Source organism: Hespellia stercorisuis DSM 15480 (assembly GCF_900142165.1).
Taxonomy (GTDB): Bacteria; Bacillota; Clostridia; order Lachnospirales; family Lachnospiraceae; genus Hespellia; species Hespellia stercorisuis.
This window is the reverse complement of sequence record NZ_FQZY01000017.1, coordinates 65,257-85,846: the sequence shown is the minus strand read 5'-3', so window position 1 is coordinate 85,846 and position 20,590 is coordinate 65,257. Positions and strand designations below refer to the sequence as shown.

17 protein-coding genes are annotated in these 20,590 nt (G+C 43.1%); 14 read left to right on the top strand and 3 right to left on the bottom strand.

Annotation, left to right across the window (positions count from 1 at the left end):
• Window positions 1-58 precede the first annotated feature (58 nt).
• Window positions 59-1,153: a 6-phosphofructokinase gene (locus tag BUB85_RS07090; RefSeq protein ID WP_084533942.1), complete on the bottom strand. Its 1,095-nt coding sequence runs from the start codon at window positions 1,151-1,153 to the stop codon at window positions 59-61.
• 265 nt (window positions 1,154-1,418) lie between these two features.
• Here BUB85_RS07090 and BUB85_RS07085 point away from each other — a divergent pair, with 265 nt between their 5' ends.
• From BUB85_RS07085 to BUB85_RS07060, 6 genes are all read left to right on the top strand, one after another.
• Window positions 1,419-2,435 carry a glycosyltransferase family 2 protein gene (locus tag BUB85_RS07085; protein ID WP_073107517.1) on the top strand — a complete coding sequence of 339 codons (1,017 nt, stop codon included), beginning with the start codon at window positions 1,419-1,421 and terminating at the stop codon, window positions 2,433-2,435.
• Window positions 2,436-2,511: 76 nt separating this feature from the next.
• Window positions 2,512-3,141 (top strand): rubrerythrin, encoded by a 630-nt coding sequence (gene rbr / locus BUB85_RS07080; RefSeq protein WP_073107514.1) that lies wholly within the window; start codon window positions 2,512-2,514, stop codon window positions 3,139-3,141.
• A 144-nt stretch (window positions 3,142-3,285) separates the two neighbouring features.
• Window positions 3,286-5,034, top strand: a complete 1,749-nt coding sequence (locus tag BUB85_RS07075; RefSeq protein WP_073107531.1) for a S8 family peptidase — start codon at window positions 3,286-3,288, stop codon at window positions 5,032-5,034.
• 222 nt (window positions 5,035-5,256) lie between these two features.
• Window positions 5,257-6,309 carry a helix-turn-helix domain-containing protein gene (locus tag BUB85_RS07070; RefSeq protein ID WP_073107511.1) on the top strand — a complete coding sequence of 351 codons (1,053 nt, stop codon included), beginning with the start codon at window positions 5,257-5,259 and terminating at the stop codon, window positions 6,307-6,309.
• 70 nt (window positions 6,310-6,379) lie between these two features.
• Window positions 6,380-6,652 (top strand): type II toxin-antitoxin system RelB/DinJ family antitoxin, encoded by a 273-nt coding sequence (locus BUB85_RS07065; RefSeq protein WP_073107508.1) that lies wholly within the window; start codon window positions 6,380-6,382, stop codon window positions 6,650-6,652.
• Window positions 6,649-6,930: a type II toxin-antitoxin system YafQ family toxin gene (locus BUB85_RS07060; protein WP_073107506.1), complete on the top strand. Its 282-nt coding sequence runs from the start codon at window positions 6,649-6,651 to the stop codon at window positions 6,928-6,930. Before BUB85_RS07065 ends, BUB85_RS07060 begins: the two co-directional genes overlap by 4 nt.
• Before the next feature lie 473 nt (window positions 6,931-7,403).
• Here the strand turns inward: BUB85_RS07060 and BUB85_RS07055 are convergent, their stop codons facing one another.
• A complete protein-coding gene (locus BUB85_RS07055) occupies window positions 7,404-8,762 on the bottom strand; it encodes an MATE family efflux transporter (RefSeq protein ID WP_073107502.1) in 1,359 nt (452 codons plus the stop codon).
• A gap of 114 nt (window positions 8,763-8,876) precedes the next feature.
• Here BUB85_RS07055 and BUB85_RS07050 point away from each other — a divergent pair, with 114 nt between their 5' ends.
• From BUB85_RS07050 to BUB85_RS07020, 7 genes are all read left to right on the top strand, one after another.
• Window positions 8,877-9,404: a PadR family transcriptional regulator gene (locus tag BUB85_RS07050; protein WP_073107499.1), complete on the top strand. Its 528-nt coding sequence runs from the start codon at window positions 8,877-8,879 to the stop codon at window positions 9,402-9,404.
• 259 nt (window positions 9,405-9,663) lie between these two features.
• Entirely contained in the window at window positions 9,664-10,008 is a 345-nt protein-coding gene (locus BUB85_RS07045) for a hypothetical protein (protein ID WP_073107496.1), read from the top strand.
• 67 nt (window positions 10,009-10,075) lie between these two features.
• Window positions 10,076-11,875 (top strand): potassium-transporting ATPase subunit KdpA, encoded by a 1,800-nt coding sequence (gene kdpA, locus BUB85_RS07040; RefSeq protein WP_073107493.1) that lies wholly within the window; start codon window positions 10,076-10,078, stop codon window positions 11,873-11,875.
• 19 nt (window positions 11,876-11,894) lie between these two features.
• Window positions 11,895-13,940: a potassium-transporting ATPase subunit KdpB gene (gene kdpB / locus BUB85_RS07035; protein WP_073107490.1), complete on the top strand. Its 2,046-nt coding sequence runs from the start codon at window positions 11,895-11,897 to the stop codon at window positions 13,938-13,940.
• 25 nt (window positions 13,941-13,965) lie between these two features.
• Window positions 13,966-14,571 (top strand): potassium-transporting ATPase subunit KdpC, encoded by a 606-nt coding sequence (gene kdpC / locus BUB85_RS07030; RefSeq protein ID WP_073107528.1) that lies wholly within the window; start codon window positions 13,966-13,968, stop codon window positions 14,569-14,571.
• Window positions 14,572-14,639: 68 nt separating this feature from the next.
• Window positions 14,640-17,327, top strand: coding sequence for a sensor histidine kinase (locus BUB85_RS07025; RefSeq protein ID WP_073107487.1), 2,688 nt, complete (start codon window positions 14,640-14,642; stop codon window positions 17,325-17,327).
• Entirely contained in the window at window positions 17,320-18,033 is a 714-nt protein-coding gene (locus BUB85_RS07020; protein WP_073107483.1) for a response regulator transcription factor, read from the top strand. The genes BUB85_RS07025 and BUB85_RS07020 overlap by 8 nt, the downstream gene beginning before the upstream one ends.
• Window positions 18,034-18,111: 78 nt before the next feature.
• Here the strand turns inward: BUB85_RS07020 and BUB85_RS07015 are convergent, their stop codons facing one another.
• Window positions 18,112-19,401 (bottom strand): sigma 54-interacting transcriptional regulator, encoded by a 1,290-nt coding sequence (locus BUB85_RS07015; RefSeq protein ID WP_073107477.1) that lies wholly within the window; start codon window positions 19,399-19,401, stop codon window positions 18,112-18,114.
• A 193-nt stretch (window positions 19,402-19,594) separates the two neighbouring features.
• Between BUB85_RS07015 and BUB85_RS07010 the strand changes: the two genes are divergently transcribed.
• Window positions 19,595-20,584 (top strand): ornithine cyclodeaminase family protein, encoded by a 990-nt coding sequence (locus tag BUB85_RS07010; protein ID WP_073107474.1) that lies wholly within the window; start codon window positions 19,595-19,597, stop codon window positions 20,582-20,584.
• Window positions 20,585-20,590: the final 6 nt, after the last annotated feature.

Sequence of the window (20,590 nt, the reverse complement as noted above, 5' to 3'; positions counted from 1 at the left end):
CAATTACCGAAATAATATCGCAAAACAGGTTTTAAAAATTCTCTGTTTTGTACAAAAATTAATTAGTTCCCCAAGGGGGTTCTGAACAGTTACCATCTTTTAAAGTACATTTTAATGTATAAGGTTCATCGCTGATCCGCTCAAAAGCGATCATATAACCGGTTTCCCCGGCGAGTGCGTTGTTGACAGCAAATGCTCCGGAAGCGATTGCCTCATCCAGATCCGTTCTGGAGAGCAGACCGGAAGAGCAGCGCTGGCTGACATTGAGCTCCACAGAGCGAACCTTGACACCGAGCTTTTCTTTCACGAGATTCTCCAGATACTTGCCGGAACCGGTCAACATCTTGTGTCCGAAGTTATCTACACCGACATCACTTGCAAGCTCGCAGATAAAGGTTCCGTTACCGTCGTTGATCCCTTCCGAGATGCATACGACCAGATTCGGGGTGTCCTCCAGAGCCTGTTTTACTTTACCGATAAATTCATCTGGATCAAACGCAACCTCCGGAAGATAGATGAGTACCGGATTGTCTCCCTCAAACTTGCGGGCGAGGACACTGGAGGCAGCGAGCCATCCTGCATGGCGTCCCATGATCTCAATGATGGTGACAGATTTTTTGTTATCGTAAACACTGGCGTCTATTGAAATCTCGCGAACCGTGGATGCTACATACTTCGCAGCACTGGCGAATCCCGGAGTGTGGTCGGTCTCAACCAGATCATTGTCGATGGTCTTTGGCAGTCCAAGGATTCGAATGTCACTGCCGGTCTGGCTGGCGTAGCGTGACAGCTTGCTTACGGTATCCATGGAATCGTTTCCGCCGATGTAGAAGAAATATCCGATGTTGTACTGCTTGAATTTTTCAAACAGATGTGGAAATACGGGATCAGATAAATCCTCCGGAAGTTTATAACGGCAGGAACCGAGATAGGAACCAGGTGTGGTTTTGAGGAGTTCCAGCTCACCTGTTTCTGCCAGTGTGGACATATCCATCATCTTATCGTGCAGGAATCCCTCGATGCCATTCAACATTCCATATACATGTTCGAAATCATCCGTTTTTCTTAAAGCTTCACAGACTGTTCCGTAGAGACTTCCGTTAATGACTGCAGTTGGTCCGCCGGATTGTCCGACAATTACATTTTTCTTCATGTGATACCTCCGTTTGAATCCTGATTGAAAATTAGTTCTTAAAAGCTTGTGCCGTGTAAATCTGATATAGTTTTGGTGTACTTTTTTTTACAGAGGGCGTTGTTGAGCGTTCGCTTCATCTAAGTATAGAGGAAAATATCGTATTTTACAATCTTCGGGTTGGAAAAATCAAAAATATAAAGTATACTGTTTACTGACAGAAGAGAAAATCAGGTTGTGAAGGATAGGAGAAATTTATCTTATCGAACAAAAAGAGGTGCAGATTATGAAATACATTTCATTTGCAATTCCATGCTATAATTCTCAGGATTACATGGAACAGGCAATCAAATCAATACTAAAGGGCGGAGAGGATGTTGAAATTCTGATCGTAAATGACGGGTCTACGGACAAGACAGCTAAGATCGCCAAGAAATATGCGGAGAAATACCCGACCATTGTCCGTGCAATCAACAAGGAAAATGGCGGGCATGGGGACGCTGTGAACGTGGGGCTGAACAATGCGAGGGGGGTATACTTCAAGGTGGTCGACAGTGATGACTGGGTGGATAAGGCATCGCTGTTCAAGATTCTCGATGCGGTGAAGCGGTTTGTCGACACCGATGAGGAAGTGGACATGATTCTTGCAAATTATGTGTATGAAAAAGAGGGGGCGGCTCACAAGAGGGTTATAAATTATAACAATGTACTTCCGGTCGAGGAAGTGTTTCACTGGAGTGATATGAGGCATTTTCATGTGGGGCAGTATATTCTGATGCACTCGGTCATCTACAGGACGGAGATGCTCAAGCTCTGCCAGCTGCAGCTGCCGAAGCATACATTTTATGTAGATAACATTTATGTGTATTACCCACTCCCTTCGGTCAGGACAATTTATTATATTAATACGGATTTTTACCGTTATTACATCGGACGTGAGGATCAGTCGGTCAATGAAAAGATTATGATCAGTCGTGTGGATCAGCAGATTTTTGTGACGAAGACGATGATCAATATGTATGATCTACATGCGATACAGAATAAAAAACTGCGCAGGTATATGATCAATTATCTGGCGATTATGATGACGGTCTCCTCGATTCTGCTGATTCGTTCCAAGAAACCGGAGAATCTGAAGAAGAAGCAGGAACTCTGGGATTATCTAAAGCGCAAGGACTACAGGATCTACTGGAAGATACGGTATGGCATTCTGGGGCAGACCATGAATCTGCCGGGACGCCAGGGAAGAAAGGTTTCGTCCATGGCTTATGTTGTGGCCCGCAGATTGTTTGGATTTAACTAAAGCAGATATAACTTCATATGAATATTTTATCAGCCATCCGGCATACTACTGTAAGAGAAGAAAGGAGTGTGTAAGGATGGCTGTTGACTTAAAAGAAAGCAGGACAAAAGAGAATCTGATGCGTGCATTTGCAGGTGAGAGCCAGGCGCGGAATCGTTACACGATCGCTGCGGAGGAGGCAAAGAAGCAGGGGATGTATGCGCTGGCAGATATATTTACATTTACAGCGGAGCAGGAACGTGCCCATGCGGAGCGTTACTATGAACTGTTGTCACAGCTGACGGGGGAGACAATCGAGGTGGACGGCGGCTATCCGGTGGATCCCAAGGATCCGATCGGGGCAGCGCTGAAGGCGGCGGGACACAATGAGATGGCAGAATACAAGGACGTGTATCCAGCGTTCGGGGATGTGGCGAAGGAAGAGGGATTCCTGGAGGCGGCGTCAGCGTTTTACCAGATTGCGGAAATTGAGCATGTTCATGCGGAAAGATTTGAAAAACTGCGGCAGATGATGGAGGATCATACCTTTTATGAGAGGGAACAGAATGGGAGATGGATGTGCATGAACTGCGGCTATATTCATGAAGGGAGAAGAGTGCCGGAGGTCTGTCCGGTGTGCCGCCATGAAAAAGGATATTTCATTCCGTTATCGTTTGCGCCATATATGGGTATGGATGATCGTGCGGTGGAAGCTGCTTCGGACTGACAGAATCTGTTCTGATACGGCAGACAGCAAAAGCAAAGAAACCAACACAGAGAGGTCATGACAAAGAAAAATCGAAGCCGAGAAATCAAAACAGAAAAATCAGAGCAGAAAAGAAGACAATGGGACGTAAAAGGGGAATGTAGTATGAGTCAGAAAGCGGAGAATTTGCTCAATCTGGCACTGGATGCGACAGCGGAGGAGCGGGAGAAATCTCTGGAACTGGATGTGGGCTACAATCCGATTGACCGGGAATGGGATCTGATTGTGCGCTACTCCGGCAATCTGGACGCGGTGAGAGCGCTCGGGGCAGCAGTCACTGAACTGAGTAACGGTTATGCGATTGTTACAATTGGAGAAGACCGGATCGACCAGCTGGTTTTGCTGCCACAAATTGAATACGTGGAAAAGCCTAAGCGGCTGTTTTTCCAGGTGGCGAATGGGAGACGGGTGTCCTGCATAAATGCAGTGACCCGGCCTCCCTTTTCTTTGTCCGGGGACGGGGTGATCGTAGCGATTCTCGACAGTGGAATTGATTATTCCAACAGAGATTTTCGAAACGAGGATGGAACTACACGGATTATGGCGCTGTGGGACCAGACCATAGCGGGAAGTCCGCCGGAGGGATATCTGATCGGGACAGAGTACCCGGCACAACAGATCAATGAAGCGCTGCAGAAGGAGCGGGAGGATCAGCGGCGGGCGGTGGTGCCGAGTCAGGATACCTCCGGCCATGGAACATCGGTAGCGGGGATCGCAGCGGGGAACGGCGCAGCAAGTCCGGGCGCGCAGTTTGCGGGGATGGCACCCAAAAGTCCACTGCTTGTGGTGAAGCTTGGCAGTCCAAGAAAGGAAGGATTTCCCAGAACAACCGAACTGATGCAGGGATTGGATTACGTGGTGCGAAAGGCACAGCAGGCCGGTATGCCCGTAGCGGTAAATATCAGCTTTGGAAATACCTATGGCTCTCACGACGGCTCCTCTCTGCTGGAGAGGTTTATCGACGATATTGCCGATAACTGGAAAAATGTGATTTGTATCGGCAGCGGAAATGAGGGAACCAGCGCCGGGCATGTCTCCGGGAGACTGGAAGCAGATTCAGTCCAGCAGATCCAGTTGGCAGTGCAGGAGCGGGAGCCAACGGTCAGCATTCAGGTGTGGAAATACTATGAGGATGAAGTGCGCATTTCCCTGATCAGTCCGTCGGGGGTTCAGGTGGGATCTTTTGAACAGCGGCTCGGATCACAGCGCTTTCTGCTGGGACAGACCGAGATCTTGCTGTACTATGGTGAGCCCAGCCCCTACAGTACCAGACAGGAGGTCTACATAGATCTGCTGCCGCGCCAGAGTTATATCGACAGTGGAATCTGGAATATTGTTCTGGAGTCCGGCACCGTGACAACCGGTGCATATGAGATGTGGCTCCCGAGTCAGAGTGCGCTGAATGTTGGAACTGCATTTTTAAAGCCATCCTCCGAACTGACGCAGACAATACCATCCACAGCAGGTCGGGCGGTCACCGTGGGAGCATATAATGCGCTGGATTTTTCCTATGCGGATTTCTCAGGCCGCGGGCCGCGGATTGATAATCCGGTACTGCAAAGCAACATCAGTAAGCCGGATCTTGCAGCCCCCGGAGTAAACATCACGGCTCCTGTTGCAGGGGGCGGGTATGGAGAGGTGACCGGAACCTCATTTGCCACACCTTTCGTGACCGGGAGTGCAGCGCTGTTGATGGAATGGGGGATTGTGCAGGGGAATGACCGGTATCTGTATGGGGAGAAGGTGAAAGCGTATCTGAGAAGTGGGGCAAAACAGCTGCCGGGGTTTACAGAATATCCAAATTCAAATGTTGGCTGGGGAGCACTTTGTGTAAAAGACTCACTGCCAGTGTGACGTAAATGATAAATTTATTGATTGCAGAAATTGTTTCTTGATAAGTACAAGAATTGACTTAGTTGTTTTTGGGGTGATAAGAAAGAGTTTGTTAATCTTTATTAGTTTTCTACAAAATGAACGATGGTTAATTTTTATGAATAAAATATAATGCTGATTCAGTAGTAAAACCTTCGGTCTCTTGGTACAATAAAACATATCAAGAGATGGGAGGTTTTCTAAATGCAAATAGGAGAAGTGATTCGAAAGTATAGATTAGATAAAAATATAACACAGGAAGAGATGGCAGGACGATTGGGGGTAACAGCCCCTGCAGTCAACAAGTGGGAAAATAGTAAATCCATGCCGGATATTTCTTTGCTGACTCCAATCGCAAGATTACTGGGAATCAGTGTTGATACCCTTCTGTCATTTGAAAGTGAGCTCACAACAACTGAAATTAATCAACTGATCATGGATATGAACGATAAATTGAACAGACAAAGCTATGATGAAGTATTTCAGTGGGCGAAAAGCATAATCGAAAAATATCCAAACTGTGAGCAGTTAATCTGGCAGATAGCAGCTGTCCTTGATGCCAGGTATATGTTTTGGGGTATTGAGGATACTAACAAATATCAAGGGTTTATCCGTAGCTGGTATGAGCGAGCGTTGAGCAGTACAGAAGAAAGAGTTAGAAATAGCGCAGCCGATTCTCTATTTTCATTCTACATACGAAAAGAGCAATATGAAAAGGCTGAGGAATATTTGCAGTATTTTTCAATTCAGAATCCAGAGAGAAAAAGGAAGCAGGCAGTCATCTATGAAAAGACTGACAGGACGGAGGAAGCTTATAAAACATATGAGGAATTGCTGTTTTCGGGATATCAGAGTTTATCGATGGTCTTTCAAAACTTATATATTCTTAATATGCAGGAGCATAATAAAAAGAAAGCGCATTTGATGTTGAAAAAACAGAGAGAGCTAACAAAAATTTTTGATATGGGCAAATACCATGAGATTTCAGGTGAGCTGGATTTGGTTACTGCTGAGAAAAATGTCGAGCAAACTTTAAGATTGGCACAGCAAATGTTAGAATGTGTGGATACATTACAGGATTTCAGATTTTCACTCTTATATGAACATATGAAATTCAAAGATACAGATTCGAAATTTATTGAAGAACTAAGAATGAATTTGATGAAGTGCTTTCGAGATGAAGATATTTTTGAATATATGGGAGATAATAAGGAGTGGAAAAATTTTTTGACATATGAATGCAATACAAATGATTGACAATGTAAATCAAAACGAATATACTGTTAGTAACAGATAATGGGAGTTAATTATAAAGGAGTGTGATATTATGGCTACAGTACCAACACAGATAAGAATAGATGAAACATTGAAGAAACAGGCAACGGATCTTTTTTCTCAGCTTGGAATGGATATGTCGGGTGCTATGAATATATTTTTGAAACAGTGCGTTTTACGTGGGGGGTTGCCATTTACAGTTGAGTTACCACAGTATAGACTAGAGGTTATTGAGGCAATGGAAGAAGCGAAGAAAATTAGTAAAGACACCTCTGTAAAAGGTTATACAGATATGGATGAAATGTTTAAGGAGCTTAATGTATGACCTATGAAGTGAAATGGACTGGAAAATTCAAAAAGAGTTTTAAACTCGCTAAAAAGCGAGGCTTAGATTTGTCATTGCTTCAAGACATAATTGAGAAAATTCGAACTGGTGTTACGCTGGATGAGAAAAATAGAGACAATGAACTTAAAGGAAAATATGACGGATTTAGAGAATGTCATATACAACCTGATTGGTTACTTATTTACCTGGTGGAAGATGATGTGCTGACTTTGACGTTGGTAGATACGGGAACACATAGTGACCTGTTTGATATGTAGGAAAATTTTATAGTAACTAAGGCAAGAACTGAAAGCATCAGATAACGAGATAAATCTGGTGCTTTTTGCTGCATTCTTAACTTAAGAAGTGATAAAAAAACTATTGACATTTAGTTACAGGGTGAACGCAGAAGAATTTGTTATTCTATAACAGAAATATAATCAAGGTCAAAAGAAAAAGAGATTTCTTCTAACCTTTTTAACGTCCTTATTGAAAAAATGATTGATATGGAGACTAAATATTCATTACGTATTTGACAAAAAGTTAATGTATAATTATGATATAGAGACAAAAAATTCAATACATTGGAGGACACTATGGAAAGAAATGTATACCTACTTTATTGCAAAAGGAAAAAATATAACAGATAACCCATAGCTTAACAACAGCGCCTGGTGAAGATCGTTTCACCGGGCGCTGTTTTGCTGTCCATTTAACTTTTACAAATATCTGCTCAAAGTAATAATCCTGCTCACCGCAGTAGCGTAAAATCATGCGTATCTTTTTGAAAGCGTACTGCCATAACAATGGTAATTAGAACGGTCAGAATATCGGCGACAGGTTGTGCAAATAAAATGCCATTCAGACCAAATAAACGAGGGAGAATCAAAATGGCTGGAAGAAAACAAATACCCTGTCTGCAAGCCCCAAGAAAGCAACCTTCTTTTGCCTTTCCCATGACGAGAAAAAGGAAAGAATATACCGTATAGAATCCAAAAAGCATAAAACTGATACTGTTAGCTCTCAGTGCAAATATCCCAATTCGAATCATATCCAGATCATCTTTAGTAAATAAAGAAACGATGTGTGGAGCAAGTAGGAATGAGGTGATTCCGAAAACCATACAAAAACCAGTTGACATAAGGATAGATATTCTAATGGCTTCATTCAAGCGAACGTAATTTCCAGCACCATAGCTAAAACCGGCAATTGGCTGAAAGCCTTTCAAGAATCCGAACACAATCAGCGTTCCCACAGTCATAATTTTTGTGACAGGTCCCATGGCTGCGAGTGCAGAGGTTCCATATACAGTTGCAGCCTTGTTGATCATCGCAATGGATACACTGGTGAGAATCTGAAAGAGCAGGGTTGGAATGCCTATTTTTAAAATTTCAGGCATAACACCATTCCCAATGCAATATTCTGAGATACGGAAAGAAAAGACACTCTTTTTTCGTAGTATATAAATAAGATAAATAGTAAAAGAAATCATCTGCGATAGAGCGGTTGCGATTGCTGCGCCTGCAACACCAAGATGCAGTGCGTAGATCAAGATAGGATCCAGAACAATATTTAGAACAGCACCACAAAGCAAAGCATACATGGCTGTTTTTGTTGCGCCTTCACTGGACACAATGTTATTCATGGTTACATTAAAAATATTGAAGATGGAAAAACCAATGTAGATATAGGAATAATTAAGCGCATAGGACATAATATCCTCCCTTGCACCGAGTAGCTTTAAGATAAATGGCATAAAAACTAGTGACAGGGCAATTGCTATGACACCAATCCCCACGCTGCTATAGAGGGCCGTGGCAGCCACTCTTCCGGCAGTCTTTTTATCGCCTTGTCCTAATAGGCGTGACAAATATGCAGCGGCACCATTACCGAAGAGGAGACCAAGCCCCACCACAATTTGTCCTAAGGGAAAGACCACGGTGACGGCTCCCATCTGATTTGTGCCAAGTCCACCTACAAAATAGGTGTCAACCAGGTTGTAAAGTGCATTAATCAACATTCCTGCCATTGAGGGAAGACCGAGGGTTAACAATGCTTTGGGGATAGGAACGCTGCCGAGTAACTGCATTTTTTTGTTTTGTTCATTCATAAGTAATATCTCCTTTCGCTTGACATGAAACTGTAAATGAAGTACTGTAAATTACAGTAGTTAAGAACAAAACGTATAGTACTATAAATTATAGCACTTGTCAAGGAGGAAAATATGGCAACTATTGATCTAATTGTACTCGGAATGTTAAAAAATAAGTCTATGAGTGCCTATGATATTCAAAAATTAGTAGAATACCGGAACATTTCTAAGTGGGTGAAAATCAGCACACCATCGATTTATAAAAAAGTGATTCAGTTAGAGGGAAAAGGATTGGTGAGCAGTACCACCGTTCAGGGTGAAAATCTTGCAGATAAGGTGATTTATTCACTGACAGATGCGGGAAATAAAGAATTAGAAAAATTAATGAATGAAATATCGAATGAGCCAATTCGATTTTTCCTGGACTTTAATGCAGTGATTGTAAATATTGAATGCATTCCGCCAGAACAACAGAGACAATGTATTGCGAACATCGAGAAAAACATAAAGATTTTGAAAGACCAGTTGGAAGAAAACAGAAATGAGAAAGAGGATAGGGATGAAATACCAAAAACTGGTCTTGATGTTTTAGAGCAACAATACATTTTGGCAAAATCTATAGAAACATGGATTCAGAGCGTAAAGAATCGTATTAATTAAGTTGCCTGTAAAAGGTGATAATATGAAAAAGTAGAGTCTATTAAGAAGTGCGACGGTAGGAAACTCACATCAGTGGATGCCCAATAGGATTGTCATAATGATGTTGATGAGGGATGCCGGGCAGTCAGAATACAAAAAACTTTATAGATGCTTTATACAAAGCAAAGCCTCCTTAACACCAATTTAAAATGTGAAGTGATATTGTTATCTTGTTATCAGATAGACACATTTTAGAATTGGTGTTAAGGGGGCTGTTTTTATGAAAGAATATAGTGCATTGATCGATGAAGTGAAAAGTGACATCCAAAGGGCTCATTACAATGAAGGCGAAAATAAAGTTACATTGGCTATGCAGAAAAATCCGCATTCAGCAATCCCACATAATTTAATGGGAATCCTGTTGGAAAAAGAACATAATCATACTCAGGCAATGAAACATTTTCGTGCGGCCTATGCCTTAGACCCAACTTATGTTCCGGCGAAAAGTAATTTGAAGCAATATGGAGCTTTTTGTTCTACAGGAACGTGCTGCTATGGTAACGAGGATTATTTAGAGTTAGCGGAAGAAGGAGGCAAAGAACTATGCAGTTTATCGTCGCATTGATTGGAGTTTGCATTACAGCGTTATTGATTTATTACATAATCATTTTATTGAAAGGAGATGAAAAGTAATGGGCCTTATTGTGCAATATGTGTTATACATGGTGTTATTAGTGATTTTGGCAATACCCTTGGGAAAATATATCAGCAAGGTAATGAATGGAGAAAAAGTATGGTTGTCTAAAGTGATTCGACCATGTGAAAAAGGAATCTATAAAGTCCTCCGGGTAAAAGAAGACGAGGAGATGAACTGGAAACGGTATTTGGGAAGTGTTTTGTTATTCAGTGGATTTGGTCTGCTGGTGCTGTTTCTGCTGCAGATGCTGCAGGGCCACTTATTTGGAAATCCACAGCATGTGGGGGGAATGAGTTGGGATTTATCTCTGAATACAGCCATTAGTTTTATTACCAATACCAATTGGCAGGCTTACAGTGGAGAGAGTCAATTGAGCTATCTCTCTCAGGCATTGGGCTTGACGGTTCAAAACTTTGTTTCAGCAGGAACAGGAATGGCCGTATTATTTGCTCTGATCAGAGGATTTATGAGAGTGAAAGAAAAAGGAATTGGAAACTTCTGGACCGATTTAACCAGATCGGTACTCTACGTGTTAATTCCACTGGCTCTCATAGAATCAGTATTTTTAGTGTCTCAGGGAGTGACACAAAGTCCAAATGCAGCAGAGTCTGTTAAGCTGGTAGAGCCGGTTGCTGTGGATACGGAAGGGAACATCATAGAAGATGCGGTTATAGAAGACAATCAAGTTCGTGTAAATGGCGTGTTGCTTGAGGATGCGCAGGTGGTCACCGAGGAAGTTGTACCACTTGGTTTCGCAGCAAGCCAGGTGGCAATCAAGCAGCTGGGAACCAATGGAGGCGGATATTATGGCGTCAATTCTGCTCATCCGCTGGAGAACCCGACCTGGTGGAGCAATCTGATTGAAATGTTATCGATTTTATTGATACCGGCATCTCTCTGTTTTTCATTTGGGAGAAGCATAAAGGATAAGAAACAGGGAAAAGCAGTATTCTTAGCTATGTTTATTGTTCTGGCAGTAGCGCTTGGTTCAGTAGCAGTAGCAGAGCAGACTGCCCCGACGGTATTGACAGAAAATCAAATGTTAGATACTGGAACAACCGATCAGGCCGGCGGTAATATGGAAGGTAAGGAATCGCGGTTCGGTATTGCAGCGTCCTCTACGTGGGGCGTATTTACTACAGCGGCATCCAATGGATCGGTAAACTCGATGCATGATAGTTTTACCCCGCTTGGTGGTATGGTTGTAATGTTGTTAATGCAGCTTGGAGAGGTTATCTTTGGCGGAGTTGGCTGTGGATTATATGGAATGCTTGCATTTGCAATACTGACGGTATTTATCGCAGGATTAATGGTAGGCCGTACACCGGAGTACCTTGGAAAAAAGATAGAACCTTACGAAATGAAATGGGCGGTGCTCGTCTGCCTGGCTACTCCAATTGCAATTTTAGTTGGCAGTGGAATTGCAGCGGCATTACCTGGAATCACAGACAGCCTGAATAATACGGGAGCGCATGGATTTTCTGAAATGCTCTATGCATTCTCCTCAGCATCTGGGAACAATGGTTCCGCATTTGCCGGATTTGGGGCAGATACAGTATTTTTGAACTTAAGCCTGGGAGCATGTATGTTATTTGCCAGATTTGTTCCGATTGTAGGAATTCTTGCGATAGCGGGCAATATGGTGCAAAAGAAAAAGATAGCCAGAACAGCAGGCACACTGTCAACAAGCAATGGAATGTTTGTATTTTTACTCATCTTCGTTGTCTTATTGATTGGCGCACTCAGCTTTTTCCCAGCGCTGGCACTTGGACCATTAGCAGAATTTTTCAGTTAGCATCCGGAGGTGAATTGAGATGTCAGATAAGAACATGTTAAATAGAGCAGTAAAAGATTCATTTATTAAATTAAATCCAAAAACACAGGCGGGTAATCCGGTCATGCTTCTGGTGTATATATCAGCAATTTTAACCAGTATATTGTGGGTAATATCACTCTTTGGGATAGGAGATGCATCCAGTGGTTATACCTTGGCGATTGCGCTTATATTGTGGCTTACCGTATTATTTGCAAACTTTGCAGAAGCCATTGCAGAAGGCAGGGGAAAGGCGCAGGCGGATTCGCTCAGGGCAGCCAAAAAAGAGGTGGATGCACATAAGATTCCATCCGTAACAGAAAAAGAAAAAATCCAGATCGTACCTTCCGTTTCATTAAAAAAAGGGGAACTGGTCATTGTAAAAGCAGGGGAACAGATCCCTGCAGATGGAGAAGTAGTAGATGGTGCGGCTTCTGTAGATGAAAGCGCAATTACCGGAGAGTCCGCACCGGTCATCCGCGAGAGCGGTGGAGATCGAAGTGCGGTAACCGGTGGAACGACCGTATTGTCTGATTGGATCGTGGTTGAAGTGACCAGCGAAGCAGGAAAAAGTTTCCTGGATCAGATGATCGCAATGGTAGAAGGCGCATCGAGAAAAAAGACTCCAAATGAAATTGCATTACAGATTTTCCTGGTGGCCCTTTCCATCATATTTATCCTCGTTACCATGTCGCTGTATACATATTCTCTTTTTTCAGCGAACCAGGCGGGAATAGACAATCCGACATCGATTACAACTCTGGTGGCATTACTCGTTTGTCTGGCTCCGACCACAATCGGTGCACTGCTGTCTGCAATCGGAATTGCAGGTATGAGCCGGTTAAATCAGGCAAATGTGCTGGCAATGAGTGGAAGAGCCATTGAAGCAGCAGGGGATGTAGATATTCTGATGCTGGATAAAACAGGTACCATTACACTTGGTAACCGTCAGGCAGATGCATTCTTCCCGGTGGATGGAATCAGCGAAAAAGAACTGGCAGATGCAGCGCAGTTATCATCCCTAGCAGATGAGACACCGGAGGGAAGAAGCGTGGTGATACTCGCAAAAGAGAAATTCGGAATCAGAGAAAGACAACTGAGCGATAAAAATATGGTCTTCATCCCATTTACGGCGGCGACAAGAATGAGCGGTGTGGATTTTGACGGAAATGAAATTCGAAAAGGTGCAGCAGAATCCATGCAGCAGTATGTAGAGAGTGCAGGCCAGATATATAGCAAAAAATGTGATGAAATTGTAAAGCAAATCGCATCCAAAGGAGGTACACCTCTGGTAGTTACCAAGAATCACAAAGTTATGGGTGTGATTTATCTGAAAGATATCATCAAGGATGGTGTGCAGGAAAAATTTGCAGATTTAAGAAAGATGGGAATTAAGACCATCATGATTACAGGAGACAATCCGTTGACGGCAGCAGCCATTGCAGCAGAGGCCGGGGTAGATGATTTCCTTGCAGAGGCAACGCCGGAAGGAAAGCTGGAGATGATTCGTGATTTTCAGACCAAGGGTCATCTGGTTGCGATGACCGGTGATGGAACAAATGACGCGCCGGCACTGGCACAGGCAGATGTAGCAGTTGCTATGAACAGTGGTACACAGGCTGCAAAAGAAGCGGGAAATATGGTGGATTTAGATTCTTCACCGACAAAGCTTATTGACATCGTAAGAATAGGAAAACAATTGTTAATGACCAGAGGCAGCCTGACTACCTTTAGTATTGCAAATGATCTGGCAAAATATTTTGCCATCATTCCGGCACTGTTTATCGGATTGTATCCGGGTCTTGCAGCCTTAAATATTATGGGGCTTAGAAGTCCTCAGAGTGCAGTCCTCTCGGCTATTATCTATAATGCACTTGTCATAATAGCTTTGGTTCCATTGGCATTAAAAGGGGTAAAATACAGAGAAGTATCTGCAGGAAAGCTATTATCCGGGAACTTACTGGTATATGGACTGGGCGGTATTATCACCCCATTTATATTTATTAAAATTATAGATATGCTTCTCGGAGTAATCGGCGTTGCATAGATTCATCAGAAAGGGTGAGAAAAACATGAAACTATTTAAGAATACAGCAAGAACAGCTGCAGGTTTGGTGCTGGTTATGACCGTGTTGTGCGGAGTTATCTACACGGCTGTGGTGACAGGATTTGGAAATCTTCTGTTCCCAAAGCAGGCCAATGGAAGTATCATAGAAGTGGATGGAGTGAAATACGGGTCTGAATTACTGGCCCAGGAATTTGCCGATAAAGACCATATGTGGGGCAGGGTCATGAACCTGTCGACGACCACGTTTCAAGATGAAGAAGGAAATTACCAGATGTATAGCGGACCATCCAATTTAAGTCCCGAAAGCAAAGATTTTCAGGATATCGTAGATGCAAGAGTCGATATGATACTGGCGGCAAATCCAGAGAGTACTACGTCAAAAATCCCGGTGGATCTGGTCACTTGTTCCGGAAGTGGACTAGATCCGGATATCTCGGTGGCGGCAGCCAGGTATCAAGTCCCCCGCATTGCAAAAAACAACCATTTGACGGAGGAGGAAGTAAATCAGATGATTGATACATGTACTACAAAAAAAGTACTTGGTATCTTTGGTGAAAACACCGTCAATGTGTTAAAAGTAAACTTGATGCTGGAAGGCATTTTGAAATAAGTAAAAGGCTCAGATACAGACCATAGGTATCTGAGCCTAAACGTGTTAATTGAGAGGAAGTGAAAGCTGTGGAGATACAAAGACCAAAGCCCGAGGAAATATTAGAACATATTCAAAGCGAGCAGGATAAGACAACCCAGGGGAAATTAAAAATATTTTTTGGGTATGCGGCCGGGGTAGGCAAAACCTACGCCATGCTAAAAGAGGCAAGTGAAAAAAAAGCAAAAGGAATCGATATCGTGTGTGGATACATAGAGCCTCATATGCGCCCGGATACGATGCAGCTGATGGAGGGAATGGAAGTTCTTCCTGTCAGGCAGGTAGAGCATCAGAAAATGCTGCTTCACGAAATGGATCTGGATGGAATTTTACAGAGGAAACCACAGATTGTACTGGTAGACGAATTTGCGCATACCAATGCAGTTGGCAGTCGTCACGAGAAGAGATATCAGGATGTAGAAGAACTCCTTCACGCAGGGATTGATGTGTATACAACTGTGAATGTGCAGCATATAGAAAGTCTCTGTGACATTGTGGCATCCATTACAGAGATTCGAGTAAAAGAAAGAATCCCGGACCGGGTATTTGACCTGGCCGAAGAAGTACAGCTGGTGGATGTAGAGCCGGCAGAATTAATCCATCGGCTGAAGGAAGGAAAGATATATAAGGTATCTCAGGCAAAAAAAGCCCTTCAGCATTTTTTTACCGAGGAGAAGCTGACGGCACTGCGGGAACTGGCGCTTCGAAGAACGGCAGTCCGCGTTAACTGGCAGTCGGAAAAGGCGAAAAAGAGAAGTGGACATGAATACTTTACCGAAGAAAAAATTATGGTTGGAATCTCGGCATCTCCGTCCAATGAGAAAAGTATACGTACCGCAGCCAGACTGGCGCAGGCTTTCGGGGGTGTTTTCATAGGGCTGTATGTAGAATCTCCGGATTTTGAAAATTCAGGGGAAAAAGACAAAAAACGTCTCAAGAGCAACATTCATCTGGCGCAGCAGCTGGGGGCAAAAATTGAAACAATATGTGGAGAAGACATCCCGTTTATTATGGCAGAATATGCAAGAACCTCCGGGGTTTCCAAACTGGTAATTGGAAGAAGTAATGTAAAGAGAAGGCTTTTCCCACGGACAACTTTTGTAGAAAGACTCACCATGTTAGCTCCGAATCTTGATATTTACGTGATACCGGATGATCCGGCCAATTATCGGCCCGGAATTGCCAAGAAAGAAACGATAGAAAAAATATCCTGGAAAGACATCGCAAAATCCATAGTAATTCTTGCAATCGCAACGCTGATTGGTCTTGGTTTTTATCATATGGGTTTTACAGAGGCAAATATTATTATTGTTTACATATTGGGGGGTATGATTTCAGGAATTACGATTTCCAATCGAATGCTTACCTTTTGCCTGTCTATTTTCAGTGTGGTTATCTTTAATTTTTTATTTACGGAACCGAGATTTTCGCTGCAGGCATACGATTCGAGCTATCCAGTTACCTTTTTCATTACCTTTCTGGCAGCACTTATATCCAGTAATCTGGCACTGAAGATGAAGCTCCAGGCAAAGGAACTGGCAAAGGTAGCTTATCGGACCCAGGTAATATTAGATACCAATCAATTATTACAGGATGAAAACAATGTGGACGGTATCGGAAAAATTATTTCAGATCAACTGGTAAAATTATTAAATCGTGACATTGTATTTTATAAAGCAGAAAACAATGTGCTGTTGGAGCCAAGACTGACCTTAACACCGGAAACTTCAAACGGAGATGCATATATAACAAATAGTGAGCAGGCAGTTGCGGCCTGGGTCTATAAAAATCGAAAAAGAGCAGGTGCATCGACAGGAACACTCGGAAATGCGAAGTGCTACTATCTGGCAATTCGAAATGAAAAGGAAGTATATGGTGTGATTGCAGTCGCCATGAAATTAAATGACAACCTGGCAGCATTTGAGAGCAATCTGTTGTTTGCAGTCCTGTCAGAAGCAGCGGCGGCAATGGAGAGAGAGACGCTGAGATACAGCAAAGAAAAAGCCACAGAACAGGCCAATAGCGAGAAGCTGCGAGCGAATCTGCTGCGTGCGATTTCTCATGACCTGAGAACGCCACTGACAAGTATCTCCGGGAATGCAGGTATGTTGCTCCAAAATGATTTCAATGAAGAAAACAGACGGAAAATATGCACAGACATTTATGATGATTCCATGTGGTTGATTAACCTGGTAGAAAATCTATTATCGGTTACCCGGATTGAAGATGGTACCATGGCGATTAAAATGCATGCAGAAATGCTGGAAGACATCATAGAAGAGGCCTTCCGGCATATCAATAGAAAATCCGTAGAATATCATATCGAATTAAAGATGGAAGATGAGATGCAGTTGGTAAAAGCAGACTCCCGACTGATTGTGCAGGTCATCATTAATCTGGTAGACAATGCGATCAAATACACGCCCTCCGGAAGTACCATTTTCATTCGAACGAGAAAAATGGATGGAATGGTGCGCATAGAAGTGTCGGATAATGGCGGGGGAATCAGTACAGAAGATAAAGAAAGGATATTTGATATGTTTTATACCGCAAATACGGGAGTCGCAGATTCCAACCGGAGTCTCGGTCTGGGACTTGCATTATGCAAGTCGATTGTAAATGCACATGGAGGGAGTATAGATGTGATTGATAATACCCCGAAGGGAGCAATTTTCCGATTTACGTTAATAGCAGAGGAGGTGGCAATTCATGAATAACAGTAAGATTTTAATTGTAGAAGATGATGCAGCAATTCGGAATTTGATCGGGACAGCACTGGAGACAGAAAGTTATAAATACCATGTGGCAGTGAATGGGTCGCAGGCGATTATCGAGGCATCTACCAGGCAGCCGGACATTATATTGCTGGATTTGGGGCTGCCGGATATGGACGGGGTAGCGGTGATCCAAAAAATAAGAAGCTGGTCAAAGGTACCAATTATCGTTATTACAGCAAGAAGCGAAGACAAAGACAAAATAGAAGCACTCGATGCGGGGGCAGATGACTATCTGACGAAACCCTTTTCCACAATAGAGTTACTGGCCAGAATCAGAAGTACCTGCCGTAGAATTTCTTACTTAAAAGAGGCTGTGAACCAGGAAAGCTCTGTCTTTGTCAACGGAACACTAAAGGTTGATTATTCGCTTCAGTGTGCCTATATAGGAGGAGAAGAATTACATCTCACACCGACGGAATATAAAATTCTATATTTGCTGTCTCAAAATGTCGGGAGGGTCTTAACCCATGCGTATCTTACAAAGGAGATATGGGGGAGCACCTTTGAAAGTGACATTGCTTCTCTGAGAGTGCATGTGGCAACTCTGCGGAAAAAGATAGAGAAGCTGTCTAAGTGTGAGACCAGTATTAAGACACATATTGGAGTGGGGTATTGCATGATTAAGCAGGAAGAAGATGTACGCTGAATAAAATGATGACATGTGTTTCAGATACTTGAGTGGACTGAGACAGGGGAGAGCCTGCGGGTTCTCCCTTTTTTACTGTCATATAAGATACATGGACAGCAAGTCATTTGAAGTCACATTTTTCTCAATAACAATCGGACAATCCTTCAGTACTGTATCTAAAATCCTGCTGTTATTACCTATTGTAAAAAGAGAAAGGGCAACATTTCTATTTATATTATCAAATTCTATGTGCAAAGAGTCAGTCCGCTCAACGAGGTGCTTATAATAAGCATTCGCACAGGTAAGCTGTATATCTGTGGCAAGCTGTCCTATATTAGAAGGACAGTTATAGTGGACAAAGGTAACAATTATCTTTCGGTCTATTATCATTCGTTTCTGTAAATTCATAGCTTCTTTCCAAAAAAAGAAAAGAACAAGCTGCAGACGCTCACAAACAGAACGCTCACTTAAGGGCGGAAGTTCGATATGCAGGGGGATTCTGCGCAAAAAGGTGCTGAGCATGGAGCTCTGGGGAGGTTCCGTTGTTGCACCGATGATCAGTACATCTGCATGCCGTGTCTTTGTAGTTTCTCCCAGTCGGCGAAATACTCCCTGATCCATAAGAAGGAACAGCTTTTCCTGCCCTTCATGATTCAGACGATGTATTTCATCGAGAAATAGAAGCCCTTTGTCAGCGGATTCCACAAGCCCCGGTTTGTCGGAATCGGCTCCGGTAAATGCGCCTTTGGCGTAGCCAAATAATTGGGAGGCCAGCAGCTGCGGGTTCTCTGCATAATTGGCGCAGTTGAATGTGACCATGGCAGCGGTAGGTGAAAGGCGGTTGCTTTTCTTGGCAAAGTCGTACATGGCACTGGCAAAATGACTTTTTCCAACTCCTGTCTGTCCCGTGATCAGCGTATGCAGACCATGGGGAGGATAAAGAATCCCCGCTTTTGCGGACTCAATATGTGCTCTTAGACTTTTGGAAGACCCGATCAGATAATCAAAGTCCGAAGAAACAGAGGCATCTAAAGAAGGAAAAGCGGCCCGGTCTTTATCCTTTTCCATAAAAGAGCGTGGCTGCACAAACTCCAAAAAGGAGTCAAGCCCTGTAAATTCATGTGTTGGGAGCTTCTTTTTTAAAATTTTTTCCATATCTTCGCAAGTGAAGTAAATAACGGGCCGCCCCCGGACCCGCATGACGCGTCCGTCTAAAAAAAGACGGTTCAGTTCCATGCTTATATTGTTGGGGCTGATGCCGGTAGCCTTGGAAAGAGTCTGGATGTAAACGGACTCAATGATCTTCATTGGAGATTCTGGACTGAATCTGCGGGTGGCTTCAGACAGAATCAGATATATTTTTTCGGAGCGCAGCAAATGATCCATAATTACTATTGACCTCTCTGATATTAATATTAAAAGTTAATAGTAATTATAAACTGAAAGAAAAGCCTTGTCAAAAGAAAAATAAATACTTGGCTGAAAATGGCGGAAAACAGAGAAAAAAATTAAAAGAATAAAAGTTGGCACGGAGATTGCTCTATAGATTGGCATGTAGGAAAGAAAGGAGAAAGAGGAGATGAAATATCCAATTCAAGTAAGAATGATTTCTAAAACAGAGGTGGAAGAACTGATTACCCCGCAGGATGTTTTAGAGGCGGTAAATGAAACATTTATTGCATTAGGGAAGAAGGAAATCTTTCATCCAGTAAAGGAGGGAATCTGGAGCGGAAAAGAAAATGCCAATTTATTGATTGCAATGCCGGCACATTTGAAAAATAAAAAAATAGTGGGCATGAAGTGGGTAAATATGTATACATTTCAGCAGCAGGGCATTCCTTCCTCTTATGGAAATATATTGATTCTCAGCAAGGAGGAGAACGGGCAGCCCTACGCAATCGTAGAAGCAACTGCAATTACTACCATGAGAACGGCCGGAGGCCATGGCGTTGTAGCCGCTCAATACCTGGCAAAAAAATCTTCGCAGGTGCTCAGTGTGATCGGATGCGGCGAGGAGGCAAAAGCGGGAATTAAAAGCTTTTTATATGCGTTCCCGGATTTGAAGGAACTGCGTGTATTCGACATTAATCCAAAGGCTATGGCAGCAGTGAAAGAAACCTATGGGGACAGGATTCTGGTAACAACATGTGAAAGTGCGCAGGAGGCAGTGAGCCCGGCTGATATCGTACTGCTTGTCACAACAGCACGAAAACCGGTGGTCATGTTTGAATGGCTGAAAAAAGGATGCTTTGTATCCGGGCTCTATTCCTTTAATGATCTGGATCCGGAGTGCTCCAGAAAGGCGGATAAATGGTATTTGGGCTCTAAGGATACGGATTATCATCAAATCGTAAAAGCCCCCCAATTGGCGCAGTATAATCTCAGCATGGACGACGTGACAGGTGATCTGGGGGAAGTGGCGACCGGAAATTGTGCCGGAAGAGAAAACGATGACGAGATTATCGTGTACACCCATATGGGCATGGGTGCCCTGGACGTGGCGGTGGGAGACATTGTCTACCGAAGAGCGGTGGAGAAAAATATGGGGCAACTTATCAATTTAGAATAAAGACAA